The sequence below is a fragment of the Kitasatospora sp. NPDC036755 genome (assembly GCF_040636595.1).
Classification (GTDB): Bacteria; Actinomycetota; Actinomycetes; order Streptomycetales; family Streptomycetaceae; genus Kitasatospora.
Genome location: NZ_JBEZUT010000095.1, coordinates 1 through 26,784, shown reverse-complemented (window position 1 = coordinate 26,784; position 26,784 = coordinate 1). Strand labels below are relative to the sequence as shown.

Annotated in this window: 6 protein-coding genes; 5 read left to right on the top strand and 1 reads right to left on the bottom strand. The window is 73.7% G+C overall.

Translation table 11 applies throughout. The features are described 5' to 3' along the window. Window positions 1-144: 144 nt before the first annotated feature. The 3 genes from AB0E96_RS16720 to AB0E96_RS16710 all read left to right on the top strand — a co-directional run bounded on the left by AB0E96_RS16720 (window position 145) and on the right by AB0E96_RS16710 (window position 20,926). Complete coding sequence (locus AB0E96_RS16720) at window positions 145-594, top strand: YbaB/EbfC family nucleoid-associated protein (protein ID WP_359823849.1); 450 nt, start codon at window positions 145-147, stop codon at window positions 592-594. After that, window positions 587-886: a hypothetical protein gene (locus AB0E96_RS16715; protein ID WP_359823846.1), complete on the top strand. Its 300-nt coding sequence runs from the start codon at window positions 587-589 to the stop codon at window positions 884-886. The genes AB0E96_RS16720 and AB0E96_RS16715 overlap by 8 nt, the downstream gene beginning before the upstream one ends. Window positions 887-1,033: 147 nt before the next feature. Continuing rightward, complete coding sequence (locus tag AB0E96_RS16710) at window positions 1,034-20,926, top strand: protein-glutamine glutaminase family protein (protein ID WP_359823853.1); 19,893 nt, start codon at window positions 1,034-1,036, stop codon at window positions 20,924-20,926. A gap of 66 nt (window positions 20,927-20,992) precedes the next feature. Here the strand turns inward: AB0E96_RS16710 and eccD are convergent, their stop codons facing one another. Further along, the gene (gene eccD / locus AB0E96_RS16705; protein ID WP_359823844.1) at window positions 20,993-22,375 is read right to left on the bottom strand and encodes a type VII secretion integral membrane protein EccD; all 1,383 of its coding nucleotides are present in this window, start codon (window positions 22,373-22,375) and stop codon (window positions 20,993-20,995) included. A 246-nt stretch (window positions 22,376-22,621) separates the two neighbouring features. Between eccD and eccCa the strand changes: the two genes are divergently transcribed. Next, a complete protein-coding gene (gene eccCa / locus AB0E96_RS16700) occupies window positions 22,622-26,536 on the top strand; it encodes a type VII secretion protein EccCa (protein WP_359823851.1) in 3,915 nt (1,304 codons plus the stop codon). Then, the coding region (locus tag AB0E96_RS16695) for a hypothetical protein (protein ID WP_359823841.1) at window positions 26,536-26,784 on the top strand (249 nt) is incomplete at its 3' end. The genes eccCa and AB0E96_RS16695, both read left to right, overlap by 1 nt.

Sequence of the window (26,784 nt, the reverse complement as noted above, 5' to 3'; positions counted from 1 at the left end):
CCCCGCGCGCCCCCCCCCCCCCCCCCCGCGGGCCCCCCCCCCCCCGGGGCGCCCCCCCCCCCCCCCCCGCGCCCGCGCCCCCCCCCCCCCCCCCCCCCCGCCCCCCGGGGCGGGGGCAACGGGACAGACGGGAGGCACGGGCGGATGACGTTCTCGTACGCCGAGCAGATCGAGCAGGCCATGGCCGCTCTGGCGGAACAGCAGGACCGGATGGCCGCCGCGGCCCAGGAGTTGCAGGCGGCCACCGCCTCCGCGACCTCCAAGGACCGGATGGTCACCGCGACGGTCGGCGCGCAGGGCCAGGTGGTGTCCCTGGTGTTCCACACCACCGCGTACCGGACGATGGCCCCGGCCCAGCTCGGAACGGTGCTCGCCGACGTGCTGAACACCGCCCGGGCCGACCTCGGCGAGCAGGTCGCCGCGGCGATGGGGCAGTTCGACGGACTGGGCGAGACCCTCCGGGCCTCGATGACGGACGGCACCGAGCTCGACGAGCTCTTCGCGCCGCTGAAGGCGATGCGCCCCGGCTACGCGGAGGCGGAAGCCGCGGAGGAGCGGCGCAAGCGCGACCGGCAGGAGGAGTTCCGTGGCTGACCAGCTGAACGTCGGCGGTGACATGGAGGCCAAGTTCAAGAAGTTCGCGCCGCTCGCGGACATCATCCTGGACATCCAGGACCGCAGCGGGAACATCAACGACGCGAACACGGACGCGGCCGGGAACGACGAGATCGGCAAGACCTACCACGACAACGTGGACAGTGCGACCGCCGACCTGGTCAAGCTGTTCAACACCGTGGGCACCGAGGTGGAGAAGCTCGGCGTGAAGGGCCGGCGGAGCATCCGGATCCTGCACAGCGCGGACGAGGACGCCAAGCACCTGCCCTGACGGCACGTCCGGCCGCGGGGTTCCCGTTCCGGCCCCTCCGCCGCGCGTCCGCTCGTCCCCCCGTCCAGCTTCCCGTCCCACCGGCTCCGCCCGCGGCCGTGCGCCGCCCGAGCTCCCCGAACGCCAGGAGTGCGCCCCGTGTCGATCATGCTGCCGGCGGGTTTGGCGAAGTTCTTCAGCATCGCGACCGGCATGAAGTGGCCGGAGGCCGACGAGGACCGGCTGCGCGCGGCCGGGGACGACTACCTGGCCATCGCCAAGGAGGTCCCCGAACTCCGGGACTGGCTGCGGCGGTTGCTGGCGACGGTCCACGACAACGACGAGTTCGCGGGCGAGGCGGCCGACCGGTTCTACCAGCGGGTGCTGCCGCTGATCGGCGGCACCGGCGGCACCGACTACGTGACCTCGGCCGGCGTGATGGCGAAGCAGCTCGGGGACTTCGCCCACAAGGTGGCCAACCAGGTCGAGTACGCCAAGTGGATGATCATCGCCCAGCTCATCCAGCTGGTGGCCCAGATCGCCTGGGCGATCGCCATGCTGCCGTTCACCTTCGGAGGCTCGATCGCGGGAGTCTTCGCGGCCTACAAGCTCACGGGTGAACTGATCAAGCAGATCTTCATCTGGCTGCTCAAGCAGCTCCTGCTGCACGAGTTCCTCTCCATCACCACCGCCGCGGTGATGGACGGGATCATCCAGGGCATCCAGATCGGCAAGGGCCACAAGGACCACTGGGAGAGCGAGTCCTTCGTCCAGGCCATCGAGATGGGCGCGATCAACGGGCTGCTCACCGGGCCGCTGGAGCTGCTCACCTTCGGTCTCGGCAAGGCCTTCGGACGGATGCTCGGGCGCGGCCTCAGCAAGGAGCTCCAGGCCGATCTGAAGGCGCTGGCCGGCGCCGAGTTCAAGAGCCTGACGGAGAACGAGCTGAAGTCGCTCGGCACCGCCGAGCTGCGGGAGGTGGTCAAGCTCCTGCGCAACGACGCGAACCTCACCCTGAAGAACGCCATCGCGACCGTGGAGAAGAACGCCGCGAAGACCGCGGCGGAGAGCGCGGAGAAGAGCGCGCTGGGCAGTGCGGTGCGCAACGCGGAGAAGAACGCGGCGGGCAGCGCGGAGAAGAGCGCGGTCAAGGGCGCGGCGGGCAACGCCGAGAAGGGCGCGGTGAAGGGCGCGGCGGAGAGCGCCGAGAAGAGCGCGGCCAAGGAGGCCGCGGAGACCGTCGGCCAGGACGCGGCCAAGGAGGGCGAGAAGCAGCTCACCAAGGTCGAGAAGATCACCCAGCAGATGGGCGAGACCTTCGAGCAGCACCTCACGCAGCTCGGCGTCGACCCGCAGGTCTCCAACGCCGCCGGGCGGTTGCTGGTGGCCCGGATCGCCGGCGAGGGCGCCCGGTACACCATCGACCTCGGGACCTTCAACAAGCTGGTCACGACGCTCGTCCAGGCGAGCGGGAAGACGGAGTCCGGAGCGATCCGGGCCGAGCTGGGAAGCCTCGTCAAGAACATCGGCCCGATGCAGAAGGAACTCCAGCAGCTCGGCGGCACCACGCTGGAGGGCGGGCTGAAGGAGAGCGTCCGGGCCACCAAGGACCTCGCGGAGCGGGCGGTGGCCCTGATGGAGGGCCTGCACCCGCAGACCGCCGGGCAGCTCCTGTACCGGCTCGGCGAGGGCGTCGGCGGCTACCTCAAGGGCGGCGTCCAGAACGTCGTCACCGAGGGCGCCTACAACCTGACCTTCGGCGAGGACCACACGTTCACCGTCAGCGTCGAGAGCTTCTACGGCGGCGTCGCCATGGGCGCGCTCGGCCACCTCGGGCACCTGGCCGCCGACCCGCTGCGGCTGAAGTTCGAGAACGTGACCCTCCCCAACGCCCTGCGCTTCCCGCTGGCCGTGGTGTCCACCCTGATGGGCCACCCGACCTCCCTGTGGGTCTCCCGGCCCGAGGGGGCCGGAGCCGGCGGCCTCGGGCACGGGACCGGACTGCCGGAGGGCATCCGGCCGGAGAACCTCAAGCTCGACTCCGACGGCTCCCTCGCGCCGTCCGGGGACAAGTCCGCGAAGCCGCCGGCGAGCACCTCGGCGAACACCCCGGTGAGGACGACCGGCGGGGACGCCGCGAAGACGCCGTCCGGTTCGTCGAAGCCCACCCCGGGGTCGACCGAGGTGGAACCGCCGAAGCCCACCGCGGTGGTCGGCGGTCCGAAGGAGCAGCCGAAGCAGACCTCCGAACCGGTCCCCGAGCCGGTGACGGCCCCCACACACGCCACGCCGCCCAAGCCGGAGGCGCCGGTCCACGTGCCGACGACCGGCGAGCCCCCGAAGCCGCCGCAGCAGCACGAGGCCGGCGGACACCAGAGCACGCCCGAGAACCAGAACGCCGGGCACCGGACCCCCGACCCGCGGCAGAACGAGCACCGGGAACCGGTCGAGTCGGGCGACAGCGGCCCCCTGCGGTACCTCGACGTCGGTGACGACTCCCACATCCCGCCGACCGCCGGCCACTTCCTCCCCCACACCGGGCCGGAGCGGCAGCCCGGCTGGGTCGCGGGCGCCGAGCCGAGCGCGCACGTCCTCGCGGTGCTGGAGAAGCTGCCCGTCGACGCCACCCGCTACACCGTCGTGATCCACACCGACGGCAGCGGCGAGCCGATGCCGCCCGCGGACCTCGCCGCCGTGGTCCGCGGCCTGGGCGACCTCGGGCACCTGTCGGGCAACCGCCGCACGATCGAGTTCGTCTCCTGCGACCTCGACGCCGGCCCGAACCACGGCTACGTCCGGCAGGTGATGGAGCAGGTCTGGTCGAACCCGAAGTACGCCGACCTCAAGGCGGTGGCGGCCGACGGGCCGGTCTGGGTGGCGCCCGGGTTCACGGACCGGGGGACGATGGACACGGGCCCGGGCACCGGCCACGTGGTCGTCGCCCGGAACGTCGGCTTCGACGCGGACGGCCGCCCGGTGGTCGAGGGCGGCGGCAACTGGCACGAGTACAGCAAGGGCGACGGGACGGACGGGCCGAAGGTCCGCACGTACCCCTCGGATCCGCCGGCGCACTACACCCCCGGCGAGGTCGATCCGCGCAGGCCGGCGATGGAGGGCACCGCCCGCTTCGGCGAGGAGAAACCCCCGGGCCCCAAGATCCTGCGGACGACCCGGTGGGCGACCGTCGACGGCACCTTCCGCAACGTCCCGGTCCCGTACGACCGGGTCAGCGTGGGCGGAAGGCGGATGGGCCCCGCGGAGATCGAGGCCTGGCTGGACGCCGGCGGGCGCCCGCTGGTCGCGGGGGACCGCTCGGCGCTGGTGCAGCGCTTCCTGGAGGACGCCCCGCGCACCGACTACCGGCACGGCGGACAGGAGGAGTTCCTGGCCGACGTGTACCGCTTCGCCTCGTACGAGCGGCGCAGGGAGCACGTGGAGGCGATGGAGGCCGTCGAGCGGACGGCCAAGCTGGTCGTCGAGACGTACCCGCCGGAGGAGTACTTCTACCTGGGCCTGGGGCGCAGCCCGGCGGGCGTCGTCGCCTACCTGCACGAGCAGGAGCACAGCGCGATGTCGATGCCGCTGTCGAGCTTCCGGCCCAGGCCGCAGGACCCGATGGCGGTGGCCGGCTGGGGCCTGGTCGACGCCCTGGGGCGGCCCAACCCGGTGCCGGGCGCGGCGCAGTTGGAGCACCTCAAGGCGGCGTTCGACCGGGAGCTGGGCGCGCTGACGGCGGATGTGCTGCGGGGCCGCAAGATCCTCATGATCGATTACGTGCAGGGCGCGCAGTCGCTGGTGGCGGCCCAGCACTACGTGCAGGAGCACCTGCGCGGCCGGGCCGACCTGGACTCCCCGGTGGTCGAGGCCCTGGCCATGCACCAGGAGATCGACACCTCGTCCGTCCACCGGCTCGTGAACGCCATCGCCCACCCGAAGGAGCGGACGGTCTGGCGGCAGCTCGTGGGGGCGCCCACGGAGATCCTGAACCGCCGTCAGGAGTGGCTGGAGAAGTTCCACCTGCTGCCGCTCACCGAGGGCGGTCCGGCGGGGGCGGCCGGGGTCAAGCTGGGCGAGCTCCTGAAGAACGAGTCCTTCGACGGGTTCGCGCAGTTCACCTCGCTCAAGATCCTGGAGGCGCACGCCCAGTGGGTCGACGGCGCGGTGCGCCAGGTCACGTTGCCGGAAGGCCACTTCACCCTCACCGACCGCCAGGTCCGGGAGATCCTCTCGGGAACCCTCGCCGAGCACTACAACCGGACGGGCGAGCGGACGGCGTCGCCGGAACTGCGCGCCAAGCTGGCGGAGGACTTCCGCAACGCCCTCCGGACCGAGCACAAGGACCGGGCGGGGCGGCTGGCCGACGAGCTCGCGGCGGCGTACGAGGACCGGGGCGCGGTCGAGACGCCCGAGGCCGCCGACCGGCGCGCCGAGAACATGATCAACCGCGCCCTGACGGAGCAGCAGTCGTACGACGTCCTCCGGGAGGAGCTGCGCGAGTACCTGGACCGCCGGGAGCACGGCGAACCGCTCGGGGACTTCGGCAGCGCGGTCCCGGGCCGGTGGATGGGCGACGTGAGGCTCGACGCCACCCAGCGGTGGCACCTGGCCGAGGCGTTCTCGCGGTTCCCGGCGCGGGAGAACGCCTTCACCGTGGCGGTCCACGGCGGGGCGGACGGGCAGCCGACCCGGGCCGGGTCCCCGATCACGCCGGCCGAGATGGCCCGCACCCTGATCGAGCTGGCCGACCGCAAGGTGTGGAACGGCACGGACGCGCTGGACTTCGTCGTCTGCGACCTCGGCGGCGGGGTGGGGGGCCACTACGTCACCGAGGTGATGCGGCTGCTCGGGGAGAAGGGCCTCGGCACCACGGCCACCGCCCCGAACGGGAAGGTGTTCTTCGTCCCGAAGGTCGAGGGCGGCTCCGTGGCCGCGGGCACCGGGCACCTCGTGGTGGCCTCCCACGTCGGCTACGATCCGTCCGGCCGGCCGGTGCTCGTCCCCGGCGGCGAGTTCCTGGAGTTCCGGCGCCCGACCGAGCAGGACCCGCGGCCGGCCCCCGTGCCGCTCGGCGCGCACCTCGGCCCGAACGGGCACGACGGCGCCCTGCCCGAGGGCTACGGCACGGTACGGACCAGGGAGGAGCTGGACCCGGACCGGCAACTCCCCGGCGCGCTGGCCTTCGCCGACCCGCCGGCCCACCCGGCCGGCCCGCCCGGAGACGGCGGCAACGGCGGCGGCACCGGCGCCGGCACCGCTCCCGCGTACCACTTCACCGAGGCCCCGGCCCACATCCGCGCCGAGGCGGACGGCGAGCGCGCGGCGCAGTGGCGCCGGACCCAGCGCGAGCTCCAGGACACGTACGAGGCCAAGCTCTCCGAGGCCGCCGAGAACCTGCGGCTGGACCCGGACGGCAGCGGCCACCGGCGCGAGGAGGAGGCCGAGCGGAAGCTGGCCGAGGCCCTGGACGCCCCGGGCCGGTTCCCCGAGGGCGCCCCGGCGGACCTGCGCGAGGCGGTGACCAGGCGGGCCCGGGCGATGCTGTACACCGACCTGAAGGCCCGCCCGGCGGACCGCGAGCGCATCCTCGGCGAGCTGGACGGCCTGGTGCGCGTCGCCGCCGTCCGCGAGGGCGCCGTCCGGGTCGCGCTGCAGCACTTCGAGCGGACGGTCGGCGCCTGGAGCGCCCCGCGGATCACCCACGGCGGGACCGGCACGGCCCACACCCCCGACCGGATCCCCGAGCCCGTCGTGGACCTCGTCCGGCACGACTTCAAGGAGCGCGCGGAGGCCGAGGCCGCCCGGATCTACGCCGACGAGGGCAGCCTTACCGAGGCGGCCAACACCCGGGCCGGGCAGGCCCTGCGACGGCTCACCGAGCACGTGCGCGCGGAGCTCGACCTGCACACCGACCGGGCCACCGCCCTCGCCGGGGCCCGGGACCTGGTCGAGCGGGCCGGCCGGGACTGGTACGACCGGCTGTCCCCGGCCGACCGCGAACTGCTCGACGCGGCCGGGGCGAAGGAGCGGCCGGAGCTGTCGCGCGACAGCCTCCAGGCGGTCCGGGACGGGCTGCGCGAGCGCCTCACCGCCGACTTCGACCGGGCGGCCGGCCCGCTCGACGAGGCGACCGGCAGGCGCCGGGACCGCGACGAGGCCGTGGAGCTGTTCACCCGCTCGCTCGCCGAACGGGAGGCGGCGCTGCCCCACGAGTTCGCCGTCCAGGCCGTCCGCGAGGCTGTGATCCGCCGGGCCGTCGCGGAGGCGGACAAGGCGGCCGACTCCTGGGCCGGGAACAGCGCGCGCAAGGAGTTCGTCGAGCGGTTCGGCGGCGAGGAGTCCGACGTCCTGCGGGCCAAGGCCACCGTGCTGCGCGAACTCGCCGGAGAACTCGACCGGGCGGCCGCCGAGCGCGTCGGCGACCCGGAGGGGCTGCGCACCGCCCTCGACCGGCTCACCGACCCCGCCGCCCTCAACGAGCGGCTCACCCACGAGGCCGCGCGTCTCGCGGTCCGCCGGCAGGCCACCACCGAGGCCCAGGCGGCCGCCCGCGAGCACGGCCTCACCGGCTCCACCGCCGACCGCCTGACGGAGGGCCACGGCGACCGGGTCGCCCGGGCCTTCGACGAGTCCTTCCGCTCGCGGGAGTGGAACGCCGAACGCCACGAGCGGTGGCAGGAGAGCCGCCGCGAGCTCACCGAGGAACTGACCGAGCACGTCGCCTTCGAGCACGAGGCCGCCCCCGCCCTGCGCGCGGCCGCCGACGGCTTCGACGGCCTCGCCGCCCGCCACGCCCTCAACGAGAAGCTGACCGAGCACCACAAGGGCGAGTACGGCGACGAGCTCTTCGGCCGCTACCGCGAGCTGTGGAAGCTCGCCCACCTCGACGCGGCCGGCTGGCGCGCCCACGAGCGCGCCCACGAGAACGCCTTCGGCCGCCGGACGTCGGAGCCGGGCGCCGAGGAGACCGCCGACCGGCCGGTGGGGGACGGTGCCCTCACCGTCGTGAACCGGCCGGGGGCGGAACCGGGGGACCGCCCGGTGGAGCGGGCGCAGGACCGGCCGGTCGAGCGGCCGGTCGAGCGGAACGAGGACGAGTCCGTCGCCCTGACCGCCGACGTGCCGGCCCCGCACGACGTGCCCGAGCCGACCGACCTCCTGGTGCCCGCGCAGGCGCCCCCGATCCCGCCGGCGGCCGTCCCGCCCACCCCCCTCGACCCCGTGAGGCGGACCGAGGTCCTCGACCTGGTCGGCGAGTTGACGGGCAGGGCCCCCGACCGGTCGGGCCTGTACATGTCCTCGGGCCGGCAGGTGGGCTACAACCAGGCCCGCCACAACTCGCTGGCCGACGTCAAGGCCCTCGCGGACCGGCTGTTCGAACTCGGTGCGCTCGACCAGGCGCCCAAGGAGCGGCTGGACGCGGAGTACCAGGTGGCGGCGGGCAAAAAGGCCCCGGACAACACCGGGCAGCCCATCCCGTCGCCCGGTTGGACCAAGTGGCTGCGCACGAAGGACCTGGCCCTGGTGACACCCGTGGTGGACGCGGCGGCCGACCTCCTCGGCGGGCCGCTCCGCCCCGCCCACGCGGAGCGGCTGGGCGTGCGGATCGGCGACGGGATCGGTCCCGGCGCGGCCAACCGCCCGGACGACGTCCGGGCCCTGGTCGAGAGCCTGCACGCGCGGGGACGGATCTCCGACGAGACCCGCACGCGGCTGCTGGACCCGTCCGACCCGGACGCCCCCGCCGTGCTGCGCGAGGAGACGCTGAAGCTGGTCGCCGACCATCTGGCCGGGCGGCTGGACCTGCCGGCTCCGGACAGCGGCCGACGGCTGCTGGACAGCTTGGACGTGCTCCGGGAGGAGCACGGGACGATCACGATGACCTGGCAGGCCGCCAAAACGAACAGCGTGTTCCAGCAGTGGGCGCTGGCCCACGACGGGCAGGCGCCACCGCTCGACCAGGGGACCACGCTCAACTGCTGGGAGTCGCTCCTGCTGACGGCCCACCGGGCCGGACTACTGCCCCGGGAATGGATCCGGGGCGCCTACGCGGACCACGCCGACGATGCGTGGGAGTCCCACCTGCGCCGTCGCCTCTTCCCCCATGGCAGCACCTCGTTCGACGTCGGCGATCCCGTCAGGCCGTTTCCGCGGGCGGGCGACATCGTCGTCACCGGGAACAGCCCGAAGCCCGACCACGTGGCGCTCGCCACCGGTACCGTCAACGCCGAGGGCGTGCCGATGGTGTGGAGCTTCGGCGTGGCCGGCGATGCCCCGGAGACGTTCGGCGCGAACGAGCTGGTCCTCGTCCCCCTCGACAAGGTCGGCCTGAGCCTGGCCGACTTCGGACCCGGCCCGTGGTTCCAGGGGAACCCGGCGCACACGGCCCCCGCGCCGGCCACGCAGCTGGCGCCTCCCACCCCGGTCCGCACGGTCGGCCACAGCACCCCGGACCTTCAGCCCCCGGTGCCCCGGCCGGGGGACGGCCGCACGGCGCCGCGCTTCGTCGTGGAGTCCTCCTTCGACGTCCGGCGCTTCGACCACGGCGGCCCGGTCACCGACCTGACGGTGCGGATCGCGATCCGCGACGGCGACGGACACGGATCGGCCCCGGTGTGGGACAAGGTCGTCCAGGGCGTGGAGGAGTACCTCAACAAGCCCGGCTACACGCTGGCCAACGGCGACCGGATGCACGTCACGGTGCTGCCGGCCGAGCAGGGGCAGAAGGCGCACCTGACCGTCGACCTGATCGGGCGCGGACGGCCGATGGACCAGAAGTCGTGGTGGCCGGACGCCGCCCCGATCGACTACGCCCACGAGGTGAGCCACCAGCTCGGCCTGCGCGACGAGTACCGCGCGGACGGCCTCACCCACCGCCCCGACGTCAAGGGCAGCCTGCTCGGCAACCACTACGCCCCGGCCCCCGCGGGCCTGAACCAGGGCGGCCTGCGCGAACGCCACCTGTCGCTCATCTCCAGGATCGTCGGCGACGTGGAGCGGCCCCCGACCTCCGGCCCGAAGGACCTCACCTGGCAGCAGGCCCGCGACGCGGCGGCACCGCAGGAGCGCAGCCACGTCTGGGTGGACCCGGTGTCCAGGCCGAAGCCCCCCGGGCGGGGCGGTGACCAGGAGAGCGTGGCACCGCGCCTCAACGACGCCGACGGCAACGGCGAGGACGGCGCCGCGGACGACACGGCCGGGAACACCGGCGACGGCGCCGCCGTGCAGCCCCAGGCGAGCGTCTACGACGACCTCTTCGGCGACGACCCGTACGACCAGAACGGCCAGCTGATCCAGCCCCCCACCGGGAACGTGCTGACCCTGGACGAACTGTTCGCCGAGGACCTCTCCGTGATCCCCCCGGCGGACCTGGCGGCCTCGCTGGCAGGACTGACCCTGGGGCCGCTGCCGCCGGCCACCGACCACCTCGTCGACACGACGGTCCAGCTGCTGGAGGGGCTTCTGGCCACCGGCCTGCCGGACGGCGCCGAGGTCTTCGGGACCCTCGACCTCATCGGCGGCAACCCGAACGACTACGACCGGCTGGTGATCCGCTTCGCGGAACGCAACGGCGGCCAGGACGTCGTGCAGGTGCTGCACGAGCTCGCGCAGCTGGGGATCCTGGGCCACGGAGCCGAGGCGGACCTGCTGACCCGCTTCGGCCGTACGGACGTCGCCCCGCCCGACCGGCTCGCCGACGTCTTCCGGCACCCGGACGCCCTGGCGGTGTCCGGGCGGCTCCGGACGACCCTCGTCGAGGGCGAGGGGCCCGAGCGGGTGCTGGCGACGATCCAGTCGCTGCGGGGGGACCTCCGCGACCTGTGGCGGGTCCTCGGGATCTACGAGCAGGGGGCCCTGCGTCCCCTCCTGGACGAGGTCCGGGACCGCTTCCCCGACGCGACCGACCTGCACGCCTACGTCAGGAACGGCGAGCTGTGGGAGCACCCGGCCGTCGACGAGGCCGGCGCCATGGACCTCTTCCAGGAGCTCAGCCGGCTGCAGTACACCGGCGCGGACGGGCAGAGCCACCGGATCCCGTTCGACTTCCCCGACAACGGCTGCTTCGACCGGGCGCACCTGATGGCCGTTCGGCTCACCGAACTCGGCGTCTCCACCCAGAAGGTCTTCGTCCAGTACCTGACGCCCGCGGGCGGGCCGGCCCTGGAGGTCTCCACCGCGAACGCGGCCGCGCCGATCGGGGGCACCGGCCCGCAGGCGGTCAACTGGCACTACCACGTCGCCGTGACCGTCGACGTGATCCTGAGCGGCTCCGACACGCCCGTGCCGATGGTGTTCGACCCGTCGACGGCCGACCGGCCGCTGCTGGTGGACCACTGGATGGCACTGATGGGCGTGGGGGTCGGCACCTCGACCCACCTCGGTTCCCGGTTCGCGGACGTGGTCGACCGGTTGACCCGGGGCTTCAACGACCCGGCGACCGCGACCGACGGCCACGGCTACCCCGGCGCCGGCGCGAACCACTACTTCGTCGAGCGCGAGACGTACTTCCTCTCCTCGGCCACCGAAATCGTCGAGCCCGGTCAGCTGGAGCCCGCCGGCCGGAGCCTGCGGAGGTCCGAGCAGTTCTTCCGCGAGCACCAGACCACCACCACCGACGACCACCGCGACGAGGCGCTGTCGCGGCGCTGGGACCGGATCGCCGCGGGCACCCACAACGACCACATGGCGGACGAGGGGCAGCGGCCCGAGCTGTACCGGCTGCAGGAGGTGCCGCCGGACGGGGACTGCCTGTACCACGCGGTCAACGCGGTGCTGACCCCGCAGCACGGGGACGCCACCGGCCTGCGCAGGCTCGTCGTCGAGTGGATGCGGCAGCCCGAGAACTTCGCCGTGGTCCGGCCGTACACCCGCGAGTTCGGCACCACCATCGGCCGGCTCGCCCGCACGATCGGCGAGACCGGCAACTGGAACACGGCGGCCGGGGACCTCGCGCCCAGGGTCGTCGCCTCCGCGCTGGGCGTGCGGCTGCACATCCACCGGACCGGGCAGTCCGACGTCGTCCTGGACCCGTTGAACGGGGTGGCGCCCACGCGGACGGTCCACCTCCAGCTGGACGCGGACCACTACAGCGCGTGGGTGCCCGTCTCCCAGAAGCGGGGCCGCGAGGACGGCGACGCCGACGGCGGGGACGCCGACGGCGGCGAGGGCCCGGCCACGCGGAAGCCCAAGGTGGAGTCGCAACCGGAGACGGACGCGGATCCGACGCCGGACGACACGGCGATGGAGACGGACGCCTCGTCCTCGAACCCGGCGCAGGGCACGGGCACGGACACGGAGATGGAGCCGGCCGAACAGCCGTCGTCGGGCACGTCGGTGCGGCCGGCGCCCCCGGCGTCCGGACAGAACCCGCAGAACGGGCAGAACGGGCAGGTCGTCGCCCCGCACGTCGGGCTGGGCGGCGGCGGGATGCCGGTGCCCGGGCCGCTGCACGAGCGGGTGCAGGCGCTGGAGCACCTGTCCCCGGAGGAACGGCGCCGGCTGGCGGCGGACGAGGCCTTCCTGGAGGGCCTGCGCGCCGACCTCGGCGCGGAGGACTTCGCGCAGGCGGCGGCCCGGCTGCTCATCGACGTGGACCCGCGCACCCACCAGCCGGTCGCCGCCCGCCGGACGGCGGAGGAGCTGGTCGCCCGGATGCTGTCGAACAAGGAGCTCGCGGAGCGCCTGGTGGGCGAGGGCGTGCGGGTCGTGGTGGTGCCGCGGGACGTCCCGATGACGGAGGTCCCCGGCTTCCCCGCGTCCGGGCACACCACGGCCGACGGCCGTGACTGGCGGGTGGTCCGGGGCGCCGGCGGGGACCTCGTCGTCCTGGTCACCGAGGAGAACCTGCTCGGGGCGCGCACCCCGCAGGGGCCGGGCGCGGAGCACGCCGAGGGCTACTCCTCGACGGCCCACGAACTCGCCCACGCCATCCACGAGTTCGGTCTCACCGACGCGCAGAAGGCGCTGGTGGCGAAGGCCTTCCGGGAGCGCAGCGACGCCGACGCCCTGTCCGCCCTGTTCGGCGAGGAGTCCGTCACGGCCTGGCCGGACGGCGGGGTGCACGACGGGGACGGCAACCGGGTCGGTAACTACTCGGCGAGCGACGAGCACGAGTTCTTCGCGCAGCTCGTCACCGCCTACTTCGGGCACAACCACGGCGACGACCCGTCCACCGGGCAGCCCCGCAACAACGGCGCCGAGTGGGTGCACGAGAACGTGCGGGACCTGGCGCCACTGCTGGAGGAGCTCTTCGGGCCCGACCCGCAGGCGGACCGCCCGGAGTCGGCCAACCAGCTGGGCCGGACCGACGCGGAGGAGGAACTGTTCGACGGCCTCCGGGAGTTCATGGACTCCACGCTGGACATCGAGAGCATCCTGAACCCGACCGTCGTCGTGCTCCAACCGACGGTCGAGGAGCCCCCGCCGCCCCCCGTCCCGACCCCGCCCGCCCGCCTCCAGGAGCGCGGACTGTCCGCGTACGACGTGCTGGTGCACCTGGAGAACCTCGGCGGGCAGCACTTCGAGAGCCTCGTGGGCCGGTTCACCGCGGCGCTGCACGGGGACGCGAAGGCCGCGCGGACGCTCGCCGAGAGCCTGTTCGGCGCCGAGACACTGCGTCCGACGGTGTCCGCGCTGTCCCGGGGGGACGTGCGGGAGGTGCCGTTCCAGGCGGGCCGGTGGTCCGGCGAGATCAGGATCAGCGCCGCCCTGGGGCAGAGCCGGCACCTCCGGGCGCTGCCCAACTTCGAGTTCGAGTACGGCTCGGAGCAGCAGAGCACGGTCGGTGTCTCCAAGGACCGGCTCACCCAGGTCAACCTGGGTGCGCAGCTCAGGGCGAAGTTCGGCAGCGCCCGGGACCTCACCGAGACCCTGGGCTACCAGCACGGCTGGATGAACGGCAGCTCCGACGCCGAGGCCAGCCGGACGAGCGCCCGCGGCAAGACCATCGAGACGGCCGAGCTCTTCGAGACCCCGTTCACGTTGACCGTGGAGTTCCTGGACGCCAGGTTCCAGGGCGCGCCGGGCCCGTGGCACACGCCGCAGCCGATCAGGCTCCCGGTCACCGGGCACGTCGCGGTGCCGAACCGGGAGACCGCCAACGCGGAGCCGACCGTCGAGGCGCACTACACGGTGCCGCTGGAGGTCTCCGAGCGCCGGCGCCTGGCCGGCTCGCACATCGTCACCGACGTGTGGCCGCTCGAACCTCCCCGGCGGCGCCAGGGGGAGGAGAACGCGGACGGGATCCCGATGGGGGAGCTGAACCGGCAGCCGCAGACCCCGTCGATGGGGAAGTTCGTGGCGGGCTTCGAGAAGGCGGCCGAACGCTACTTCGGCAGCCGCTGGCCGGAGTTGCGGCGCCGGCTGCTGACCGAGCTCGACCTCGGCACCCTGCAGCAGGAACTCAAGGGGACGATGTCCGGGCAGAAGCTGACCATCGTGGACGACAGCCCGGTCGGGGCGGCCGCGGTGATCACCATCGGCAGTGGGACGGTCGCCCGGATGCGGCAGGTCCACACCCTGCCGACCACCGAGTTCAACATCTCCACCGCCACCAGCCGCGCGCACGTCGAGCAGACCACCACGAGCAAGGAGTGGCAGGTGCTTCCGTCGTCCGTCGCCAACAAGGCGGACGGGGGCTTCGTCGGCGGCGGCGGGCTGGGCGCCAAGGCCGGACGGGACGGGGTCGGGCTGCACGGCTCCGGCTCCGACCTGGGCAACGGCACCAAGGTCAAGCGGCCCGCGGTGCTGTTCGAGGGGACGGCCGACCTGACCGTCACCTTCGGCTGGAGCGGTGGGGTGCTGCCCCACCCCACCGGGGAGACCACCCACGTCGGGCTCGGGTTCCGCACCGTGATCGACCAGGACGAGGCCGTCCTGGTCACGGCGGCCGACCAGGTCGTGGCGGGAACCAGGCCGCCGGAGTTCGTCCCCGACGGGCCGGTCGCCCCGCCCGTCGCCCCCGCCCACGCGGTGGGCGACCAGGTCCCGGCCCCGCTGGAGGAGGTGTGGACCGGCCTGCCCGACACCACCGTCGTACGGGACCTGCGCGACATCGCCCCGCTGCACACGGAGCTCGACCGCGTCGGCACGACGCTGCTCGGCGCGAAGGCCTGGAAGGCGGTGCGCGAGGACGTCCTGCAGTCCTACTCGCACAGCGCGGTCAGCGCCCACCTCGTCGGCATGTCGCGCGGCTCCGCGCTGCGCGGCCCCGAGGTCACCAAGGGCCCGCTGAAGGACCTGCACCTCGCCACGACCGTCCGGCTGCACCGGATGACCCACCTGCGCAGCCAGGCGGCCGCCGAGCTGAACCCGGTCCGCGAGACCGGCACCTTCGAGTCGTCCCGCCATCTGCGCTCCGACACCGTCAACGGACAGTTCCAACTCGCCGGCAAGGGAACGGTGTTCACCCACGACGACGTGCTGAAGGCCTCCGGCAAGCCCTTCGAGGACGTCCTCCAGGGCACCGTCGTGCCCTCCACGGAGTCGCGGATCCGCGACGGCTGGCGCAGCGGCGAGTCCGACAAGGGCTACGCCAACGGCAAGTACCGCAGCCCGCAGGAGCTGTACCGGGCCGAGTTCGAGGTGCTGCTGAAGGTCAACGGCCGGGACTACGGGCCGGTCCGGCTCACCACGGAGCTGAGCCTGGAACAGGCGCACACCGCGCCGCACACCATCGGCCAGGACGAGCGGAACGGCTTCGTGGTGCCGCCGGGGTTGCGCGAGCAGGCAGTGACCGTGCCGCCGCAGGCCCCCCACTGGGCCGGCGAGCAAGCCGGGCCGCCGCTGCGCCTCGGCCAGTCCGACGTGGTGCTCAGCCTCGGCCGCGGCGACACCGCGGTGCTGCACACGGTCCTGGAGGCACTCCGGACGCACACCGGCAAGCCGGTGCCCGCGAACGTCGAGGCGCTGCTCGCCCGGTCGATCGACGCGTACGGCCTCAAGTCCGCGCTGTCCCGGCTCAGCCGGGGCGCGACGCTCCGGGTGCCCCTGGACTTCGGCGGCTGGAAGGGCACGGTCGTGGTCGGCGGAGACCTGCGGCACCCGCGGCCCCGGGAGGAGCTGTTCGCCTCCTTCGAGTTCGAGTCCGGCAGCCAGCAGCGCACCACCACCGGCACCACCGCGGACCTGCGCACCCGGTTCCGGCTCCGCGCCCGGCTGGGCGTCACCCTGCCGTACGTCAACCTCACCGGCGAATACGCGCACACCCGCGACTTCGTCAAGGGCATCTCGATCGACCGGGTGGGCGGCACCAACAGCCGCGGCAAGAGCGTCGAGCCGGCCCGGCTCACCGACGTGGACGCCGTGTTCACCGTCACCTTCGAGGCGGCCAAGCGGTCGCACACGATCGCGCCGCCCGACCCCGTCACGGCGTCCGCCGTGGTGGCCGCGCCCGTGCGCGTCCGCGAGGAGGTCCCGCGGATGCTGTCGACCCACCGGTTCGGCTCCTCCGACGTGATCACCGCCGTCCACCTGAACCAGGACCGCAGCGGAACCGTGCACGACCTGGTCCGCGACCTGGGCGACACCCCGTACGGGAACGGGGACCGCACCGTCGCGGCGCTCCTGGGCGAGGACTGGGCGGGCCTGGCGCGGAAGCTGTCCGCACGGCTGGACTTCGACCGGTTGCAGCTCGGCCTCAAGTCGGTGATGGCCGGTCACCCGCTGGTCGAGGAGCACGGCCGGACCACGGCGGTGATCACCGCCGAAGTGGTCCGGCTGACCCCGACCGGGCGGCCGCCGCAGGTCGAGTTCAACATCGGGCACAGCCACCAGACCTCGCTCACCAGCTCCGACGGCGGCACCAACACCGGCGGCGGCAGCGGCCACGCGTTCACCGGCGGCTTCTACGTCACCGGCGACCCGGCGGGCACCGGCGTCGGACCGGTGGGCGGCGGCGCCCTCACCTACGCCAGGGGCGTGGACCGGCTGGAGCACGGCAACGAGTCCATCGCCGGCGGCACCGCGATCAAGAGCAAGGTGGCCGCCGTGGCCCACCAGGCGGAGGTGGTGCTGAAGATCCGCTTCGAGTACAAGCCGCCCGTCCTGCTGTACCCCGCGGACGCCGTCCGCCCCGACCGCGCACCCCGGCCCCAGGGCGACGACTCGGTGCTCGGCAAGGTCAGCCTGGGCCTCACCCGGCTCGGCGACCGGCTGACCGGCTTCGGCCGCTACCGGCGCGCGCTCGTCGAGGCCACCCTCCACACCGACGTGCTGATGGAGACCGGCCGCGACGAGGCCGTCCTGCCCTCGCGCCACGGCGCCCCGACGGAAGGGCTCCCGCCGCTGCGCGTGCCCCAGGAGGTCGGCGCGCTGCTGCTGCGCCGGCCGCCCGGGTCCCTGTTCACGGAGGGGGTGCGGGACGTCGGGATCCTGCGCTGGATCGACGACACCTCCGGAGTGCGGGATCTGCTCACCGTGTTCGGTCCGCGCTTCTTCAAGAAGGGCACCTGGTCCTGGCTGGAGTCCGTCGCCCGCAACACCCAGAGCCACGCCCAGCTGTCCGCGCTGTTCGGGTCGGTCACCCGGGGGCGGCAGATCCTGCACTTCGAGGACGGCCCGGACCGCGACGTCATGGCGCCGGAAGGCCGGAGCATCACCACCCCGTCGGTCGGCCGGCGCTTCCTCGTCGACGACGCCGACGTCACCGCCAGCGTCTCGATCGTCCAACTGGAGTACCAGCACGACAACACCGCCGCCGCGATCAGCCCCGCCAACGACACCGGCGGCGGCGGGCGGCACACCCGGCTGGACTGGAGCCAGTGGAACTTCCAGGTCCAGGCCGGGGCCAAGGCCGGGCTGGAGGGCGGCGTCGACCTCACCGGCCTGCTCGGCGGCGGAGGCGGACGGCGGTGGCGCGAGGGGCCGTCCACCGGGGCCTCCGGCAAGACCGTCGCCGGGGCCAAGTTCCCCGAACCGACCGCCCGCTACACCGGCTACGCCGAGGTCCGGCTCACCTTCCGCGACGGCGACCGGACGTTCACCGAGAAGGGCCTCGTCCCGATCGAGATGGAGGTCCCGATCAGCGAGACCGCCGAACTGGCCTCGGCCGGCCACCAGCGGGTGCTCTTCACCGCCCTGCACCCCGAGGGCGAGACGATCCTGCGCAACTCCGTCTCCGACGCCGTCGCCGACCTGCTCGCCACCCCGCTGCCGGGCGCCGGCGACCGGGTGCACCTGCTGGCGGACCCGGCCACCCGCGCCTCGGCCGAGTACCACGACCTACTGGAGGCACTGCGCGCCCTGCCGCACGACGACCCCTACTTCACCGTCGTCTTCCACGGCCGCCCCGAGGACGGCGCCCCGCTCCTCAACGGCGAGGAGGTCACCCCGCAGCAGTTCGCCGGGTCGCTGCTGCGGCTCGCCGAAGGCGGCCAGTGGCAGGGCGAGCCGCTGCGCTTCCTCTCCTGCAACAGCGCCGTCGGCGGTGCCGGCTCCTTCGCGGGCCGCACCATGAAGGCCCTGCACGACCTGCTGGAGGCCCGCCGCGCCGACGCCGCCCGTACCGGACAGGCGCTCGGCGAGAACCTGGCCCGCCTCACCGAACTGACGGCCTACGCGGGCAACGGCTCCGTCCACCTCACCGGCGGGGCCGACCCCCGCGCCGTCGTGGCCCGGTCCGTCGGCTTCAGCGCGGACGGCCGCCCGCTGGTCGACGGCTCCGGCGACTGGCTGCGCCTGCGCGTCGAGAACGACGAGGTCCGCACGACCCCGCTCGGCCAGGAGCTCCTCCGCCCCGAACAGGAACCCGTCCCCCTCGCCACCGACCACGACCCCATCGACCCCGACCGACCCGCCCCGGTGCGGCTGATGGACGGGCAGCCGGATCAGAACGCCGTGCCGCAGGACCAGGCCCAGCCGCTGGTGAAGTGGAGGGCCGAGCGCAAGAGGGTCCGGGAGTTGATCGCGGACGACGAAACGAAGGTCGTCCTGCCGGTGGGCCATCGGGAGCAGCAGCGCCTGGAGAGGGAGGGCGGTGCCCCGGGTCCCGCCGAGCGGATCGCCCCGCTGCTGTACGAATTCGGCACCGGTCCGGAGGCGCTGCAGAGGTTGCAGGACAAGCTCCGGGAGACTCCCGTGGCAGCGCGGTCGGCGAGCGGCAGGGTGGCCACGGTCGTGATCACCCGAGCCGACAAAACGGACGTCCTGCTGCACGTCGAGAGAACGGCGGACTCCGCCCTCAGGTGGCGGCGCCCCGACGACCAACGGGACTGGACGCCGGTCGACGGAGAGCTGACCGGCGCCCACGTCCGGGCGGTCACCGAGGGAGACCACATATCGGCGGACCAGCTGATGAGCAAGCTCGACCACCGGAAGACGTACGTGATCCGGGCGGAGAACTCCGGCGACATGTACCACGTCCGCGCGGCGATGGTGGCGAACCCGGACCACAACCTCCTGATCTGGAACGTCGGCAAGGACACGGCGGAGCAGGCCGAGGGGATGCTCAACCTCCACGACGACATGCTCAAGGGCCGCCGGGTCTTCTACACGACGGCGATGGAACTGCCGAGGGTGCCGGTCGCGCATGAGCGGACGGTTGACTTCGGCCGCAGCGAGACCCAGGCATCGGACGACGTAGCCGCCCGTTTCACCCCGGATCAGAGGCGGTTCGTGAGCCTGCGGCAAGGCTTGAGCAGGTTCGTGAAGGAGTGGAACAAGACGGGGAAACGGCCGTCGGAGCAGCTTGAGGCCTTCTTCCCGGATGCGGGGCACCTCGAAGCCGTCGGGCGCATCCCGACAAAGGAAGGGATCCAGGACCTGGTCGGCGCCCTCGGCAGCTACGCCAAGGACCGGGACGCGCTGCAGCTTCTGCGTGGCAGCGAACTGGGCTACCTGGTACGGGAGTCGGTCGAACCGTTCTTCGACGACTTCGGGCGCTACTCCGACGAGGAGGCCCAGGCCTTCTACGCGGACCTGACGGCCAAGGGCCGCGGCGGTCTCCTGGACAACCAGAAGTACGTCATCGTCACTTACCGGGGCAGCGGCCACAGCGGGCGGGCCGGTGCCAACGCGCCCGCGCTCGACACCGGGGACGAGGGCGTGCGGCAGGTCATCGAGGACGTGAAGCTCGCACTCGGGTCGGGCGTCGAGGTCATCCTGATGGGCGAGAAGCCGAAGGACTGGACCGGACCGAGCCTGAAGGACTACTGGGACTGGCCGTCGGCCGGCAACCGGCGCAAGGAGCTCGCCCTGCTGCGGTACCTCAAGAAGAGGTTCGACATCGTCGGCGCGGTCGGCATGCGCAGCGGGGTCATCGACCAGATGGCGTTCGCCGGCATCGATGTGGTGTCGATCGACATCAGCCCGCACCGCGACGAGGGGGACGGGCTGCCGAAGATCGCGCAGTCCAAGGGCTGGACCCGGGGACTGAGGTTCGAGGATGCCTGCGGGCGCCTCTACGGCCGGGCGTTCCTCACCTATCCGAGGGCGCGGGACACGGAGCTCGGGGGAGGCGAATTCCCCGGCGAGTTCCTCGACGCGGATCGGAAAGTGATCCTCGACGCGGTCAAGTTCTACCTCGGTGGCGCCGCCGGACCGTCGGACATCGCGCATCCGTCCCATCCGCTCAACGGAGCCAACGTGGCCGAGGCACTCCGCCGGATGAATTCCATCGGATCCATGACCGGTCTTGAGCTGGCCGACCGGACGCTGCCGTACCTGAACGAGCTGCACAACCTCCGCAAGGGTCTCGACCCTGCCACGAACGCGCTGGTGAAGGAGGTGCGGGACGCCGCGGTGGCCCGGCAGAAGGATCTCCAGGCGACGGCGCTGCTGCAGTGCCAGGAACTCGAATCGTCGGTGCACCTGTCGGCAGCCCCCGGGATCGCGTGGATGGACGACAACCGGGTGTCGACATTCGACGGGGTTGACCTCACCCTTGTTCCGGACGGAGTGGCCGAGCGGTTCCTGGACGAACTCAACAGGGTACGGAGGAACGGCGTGGCCGAGGTGGTGCTCCCGCCGGTGAACACCGAGGCGCGGCGACTGCTCCTGAACGAGCTGCGCCGCTACTACCAGCGGTGCTGGGCGATCTACAACGAGCGTCCGGGCGCCGCGGACTGACGGCGACGGGCCCCGGCCGGGGTGGTCCGGCCGGGGCCCGCGCGGGTGGTGCGGGGCGGTGGCGGGTCAGCCGCCGAGGCCGCGCAGGGTGTGGTAGACGCCGCAGGCCTGGAGGGCGAGCGGCAGGAGGGACAGGGCGCAGAGGGTGTGGAGGATGTCGGCGGCGCGGCCCCAGTAGGGGAGCAGGCGGCGGCCGGGGACGGTCCAGGCGGCGACGAGGAGGGCGGCGGTGAGGGTCAGCAGGGCGGCGAGCAGGAGCAGCCGGTCGGTGGTGGTGGCTCCGGCGGCGGCGCGGGCGAGCAGGACCAGGACGCCGAGGACGCCGGGCAACAGGACGGCCAGGCGCTGGCGGATGCTGCCGACGGCCCGGCCGTGCAGCAGGAGCAGCAGGCCGAGCGCGCCGGCCTCGGCCGGGCCGGCCCAGCCGTCGGCGAACGGCAGGACGGCCAGGCAGCCGGCGCAGACCGCGCCGATCGCGGTGAGCAGGGCCATCAGGTAGTCGTCGGCGACCAGGGCGCGGGGCAGCACGGCGGAGGCCGGGACGGGGTCGATGTTCTCCTGCAGCTCCTCCGCGGTGCGCGGCAGCATCGGCAGTCGCAGCCCGGACAGCCGGAAGGCCAGGGAGGGCACGAACGCGCCGACCAGGACGGCCGCCACCGCGACGACCGCGACCAGCTGGGCGAGCGTCAGCCCGGCGAGCACCAGCACCCCGGACAGCACCCCGAGCAGCGCCACCAGCGCGATCCCGAGGAAGAGCGGCGCCGCCGCGCCGACGGCGGCCAGGGCCAGCACCGCGGCCCCGGCTCCGGCGGCGGAGGCCGCGAGGATCCGGGCGCCGAGCAGGTCGCCGCCGCCCGGCCCGGTGGGCAGCAGCAGTGCGGCGAGCGCCAGGTACGGGACGGCGGCGGCGCCGAGCGCGGCGCCCGCGCCCGCGTCGGCCATCGCCCGGGAGGCGCTGGCCGCGCCGAGCAGCAGCAGGACGGCGACCGCCGCGGCGGCGGTCTCGCGCGGTGCGGCCGGGCCGGGCAGGGCGAGCAGCACCCAGCCGGCCGCCAGCGCGGCGAGGGCCAGGGCGACGGCGAGGATCCGGGTGAGGGCGGGGCGCCAGGTGTCGCCGCGCTCGTTCATGCCGGTGGCGACGCCGTCCACCAGGTCGTCGAAGTGCACGACCGGCAGGGCCTCGTGCCGGGCCCGCAGGTGGAGCGCGTCGCCGTCGTGCAGGCCGAGGGCCTCGGGGGTGAGCTCCTCGTCCAGGGGTTCCTCGCCGAGCCGCTGGAGCACCCAGCCGCCGTGTTCCAGGCCCTCCTCGGCGAGTTCGGGGCCGGCGTGCCCGAGGACGGCGGGCAGCAGGTCGGCCAGGGGGACGTCGGCGGGGACGGCCAGCTCGAAGGCCGTCCCCGGCGCGTGGAACCTCAATCGGCACAGTCCTGCCACGACACTGCTGCTCACGCGTCCTCCGGTTCGGTCGGGTCGGTCCGTTTCTCCGCCCGGATGAACGGCCTGCCTGGCGTGCCGCGTTCAACCGGGCCGCCGTCGGACGCGGTGGCCCGCCGGGACCGTCCGGCCGGATGCGGCCCGCCGCTGAACCCCGGGCACCGCGCCGTCCGTCTCCCAGAGGGAACGGCCATGGCGGGAAGGGACCCCTGAGTGAGCGTGGAGCTGATCAACCGGACGCCCCGGCGTCCGGGGCCCGAGATGCCGGACGGCGAGATCCAGCTCCAGGAGCCGCCGGGCCTGCCCGAGAAGCAGAGCGGCATGGCCAGCCTGATCAGCATGGCCCCGATGGCGCTCGGCTCGCTGTCGATGGTGTTCATGTTCCTGCACCCCGGCGGGGCCGGTGGCGGCGGCGGGATGCTCAGCTACGTCGCGATGGGCATGATGGCGCTGTCCGCGGTCGGCATGCTGGTGACCCAGCTGATCCGCGGCTCCAGCGACCGCAAGCAGCAGCTGCGCGGCGAGCGCCGCGACTACCTGCGCTACCTCTCCCAGATGCGCCGCCAGGTGCGTCGCTCGATCGACGCCCAGCGCCGGGCGCTGGCCTGGCGGCACCCGGATCCGGCCGAGCTGGGTTCGCTGGTCGGCACGAGCCGGCTGTGGGAGCGGCGGGCCGCGCACCCCGACTTCAGCGACGTCCGGATCGGGCTCGGCGCCCAGCGCCTGGCCACCCCGCTCGCGCCGCTGGCCACCAAGCCGGTGGAGGACCTGGAGCCGCTCTGCGCCCACGCGCTGCGCCGCTTCATCCACGCCTACGGCACGCTCGCGGACCAGCCGATGGCGATCCACCTGCGGGGCTTCGCCCACCTGCTGCTGCGCTCCGACGACCCGGAGGCGGCCCGCGCGATGGTGCGGGCGGTGCTCGCCCAGCTCGCCGTGGTGCACGGCCCGGACGAGCTGCGGATCGCCGTCGTCACCGACAACGAGCGGCGGGCCGCCTGGGAGTGGGCCAAGTGGCTGCCGCACGCCCTGCACCCGACCGACACGGACGGCGCCGGCCCGGTCCGGCTGGTCGCCGGGAGCCTCGGCGAGGTCGAGCAGCTGCTCGGGGAGGAGTTCACCGGCCGCCCCGGCTACGAGCCGGACACCGTGCCGGACCGGGACGAGCCGTTCACCGTTCTGGTCCTGGACGGGCCCGGCGCGCACAGCGGCAGCCGCGCCGCGTTGACCGGCTACCGCAACGCCGTCCTGATCGACCTCTCCGACTCCCTGGAGTGGCGCCCGGCCCGCACCACGCTGCGGCTGCGGATCGAGGAGGGCCGGCTCGCCATGGTCGGTGCCGACCGCAACCGGAAGGACGTCGTCACCGAGCTCGGCCGGCCCGACGCGCTCGGCGTGGCGGCGACGACCCGGCTGGCCGCCCGGCTGGCCCGCTTCCGGATCGCCGACGGCGTGGACGCCGCCGAGCCGCTGGCCACCGACTTCGACCTCACGGCCCTGCTCGGCATCCCCGACCTGCACGCCCACGACGTCGAGGCGCTCTGGGGCCAGCGCGGCATCCCGCAGCGGCTGCGCGTGCCGCTCGGCCTCGGCCCGGACGGCCGGCCCGTCGACCTGGACCTCAAGGAGTCCGCGCAGGGCGGCATGGGCCCGCACGGCATGCTGATCGGGGCGACCGGCTCCGGCAAGTCCGAGCTGCTGCGCACCCTGGTGCTGGCGCTCGCCGTCACCCACTCCTCCGAGGTGCTCAACTTCGTCCTGGTCGACTTCAAGGGCGGCGCGACCTTCCTCGGCCTGGACGCCCTGCCGCACACCTCCGCGGTGATCACCAACCTGGCCGACGAGGCCTCCATGGTCGACCGGATGCGCGACGCCCTGCACGGCGAACTCGTCCGCCGCCAGGAGGTGCTGCGCGAGGCCGGCTACGCCTCGCTGCTGGACTACGAGACCGCGCGCGCCGCCGGAACCGCGCTGCGCCCGCTGCCGACGCTGTTCGTCGTGGTCGACGAGTTCTCCGAACTGCTGTCCGCGCACCGGGACTTCATGGATCTGTTCGTGATGATCGGCCGACTCGGCCGCTCGCTCGGCGTGCACCTGCTGCTGGCCTCGCAGCGACTCGACGAGGGCCGGATGAGCGCACTGGAGTCCCACCTGTCGTACCGGATCGGCCTGCGCACCTTCTCCGCGATGGAGAGCCGCGGCGTGCTGGGTGTCCCGGACGCCTACCAGCTGCCCTCGCAGCCCGGCAACGGCTTCCTGCGCAGCGACATCTCCACCCTCACCCGCTTCAAGGCCGCCTACGTCTCCGGCCCGTACCGCCCCAAGCGCCGCGCCGCCCAGCAGGCCGCCATCGCCGGGCAGGTCGTCGCGTACGGCACCGACTACGTGATGCCCCGGCAGCGGCCGGCGGCGGAGGCCGAGCCGGTGGAGGAGCAGGCCTCGGCCGGCTCGCTGCTGGAGGTCGCGGCCGGCCGGCTGCGCGACGCCGGGCCGCCCGCGCACCGGGTCTGGCTGCCGCCGCTGGACGTGCCGCCCACTCTCGACGAGCTGCTGCCGCCGCTGGTCCCGCACCCCGAGCGCGGCCTCACCACCGAGGACGACTCGAGCCGCGGCGCCCTCACGCTGGCCGTCGGCGTGGTCGACCGCCCCTTCCACCAGCTGCGCGACCTGCTCACCGCGGACCTCTCCGGCGCCGGCGGCCACATCGGTGTCGCCGGTGCCCCGCAGAGCGGCAAGAGCTCCCTGCTGCGCACCCTGATCACCGGCCTGGCGCTCACCCACACCCCGCGCGAAGTCCAGTTCTACTGCCTGGACTTCGGCGGCGGCACGCTGTCCGCGCTGCGCGGCCTGCCGCACGTCGGCGGGGTCACCGGCCGGCACGACGGCGAGCGGGTGCTGCGCACGGTGGCCGAGGTCAACGGGATCATCACCCGCCGGGAGCAGTACTTCGCCGAGCTGGGCATCGACTCCATCACGTCCTTCCGCCGCCGCCGGGCCGCGGGCGAGCTGCCCGACGAGGCGCACGGCGACGTCTTCCTGGTGATCGACGGCTGGAACACCCTGCGCCAGGAGTTCAACGACCTGGTCCAGCCGCTCACCCTGATGTCTCAGCGCGGCCTCAACTACGGCGTCCACCTGGTCATCGGCACCACCCGCTGGGGCGAGATCACCAGCGGACTGCGCGACCAGCTGCAGACCCGCTTCGAGCTGCGCCTCGGCGACTCCGTCGACTCCGTGATCAACATGAGGGCCGCCGCCAAGGTGCCCAAGCTGCCCGGCCGGGGCCTCACCGAGGAGCAGCTGCACTTCCTGACCGCGCTGCCCCGGATCGACGGATCCGGACGGGTCGACGACCTCGGCGAGGGCGTCGCCGACCTCGTCGACGCGGTCGCCGCGCACTGGACCGGGCCGCGCGCCCCCGAGGTCCGGATGCTCCCGCTCACCCTGGACGCGGCCCGGCTGCCCGCCCCCGAGGGCCGGCTGCGGGTGCCGATCGGCCTGGAGGACACCGAGGTCTCGCCGCTGTGGCACGACTTCGAGGAGAACCCGCACCTGCTGGTGGTCGGCGACAGCGAGGCCGGCAAGACCAACCTGCTGCGCCTGATGATCAAGGCGATCACCACCGCCTACACCCCGGCCGAGGCGCGGATCATGCTCGTCGACTACCGGCGAGGCCTGTACGACGCGGTGCCGGAGGACTACCGGCTCGGCTACGCGGTGGCCGTCGACAAGCTCCGCCAGATCGTGGACGGCGCGTCCCGGGCGATGAAGAACCGCATCCCGCCCGCCGACATCACCCCTGCCCGGCTCCGGCTGCGCGACTGGTGGACCGGCCCCGAACTCTTCGTCCTGGTCGACGACTACGACCTGGTCGGCTCCAGCACCGGCAACCACCCCTTCGCCGCCCTGCTGGACGACCTCTCCCAGGGCGCCGAGATCGGCCTCCACCTGGTCGTCGCCCGCGGCGCCAACGGCATCGGCCGGGCGATGAGCGACCCGCTGATCCGCAAGCTCCAGGAGGTCAACTCGCCGACCCTGCTGATGTCCTGCCCGCCCTCCGAGGGCTACCTGTTCGGCAACCTCAAGCCCCGCCCGTACCCGGCCGGCCGCGGTCTGTACATCACCCGGCGGCGGACGGTCCAGGTGCAGACCGGGCAGCTGGCGGAGGAGGAGTGATGGGCGCCGCACAGACCCCGGGCGTGTTCGGCGCCCCGACGCTGCGGGCACTCGGCCCGCACTACGTGATCGCCCCGCCCGGCGCGGAGGCGGACGGACTGGCCGAGGCACTGGCACCCGTACGGGCCGAACCGCGGGCGCTGCTGCTGCTCGCCGCCGCCGCCGACGCCGCGCCCGTGCTGCTCGGCTCGCTGGACGAGCTCGCCCGGGCCGCGCGCGAACGCGACGCCGACGTGCTGGTGCTGGCC

What these genes read in the sequence shown, in the direction of transcription:
- AB0E96_RS16720 (WP_359823849.1), top strand. Translation starts at nt 145, where the DNA reads ATGACGTTCTCGTACGCCGAGCAGATCGAGCAGGCCATGGCCGCTCTG.
- AB0E96_RS16710 (WP_359823853.1), top strand. Translation starts at nt 1,034, where the DNA reads ATGCTGCCGGCGGGTTTGGCGAAGTTCTTCAGCATCGCGACCGGCATG.
- eccCa (WP_359823851.1), top strand. Translation starts at nt 22,622, where the DNA reads ATGCCGGACGGCGAGATCCAGCTCCAGGAGCCGCCGGGCCTGCCCGAG.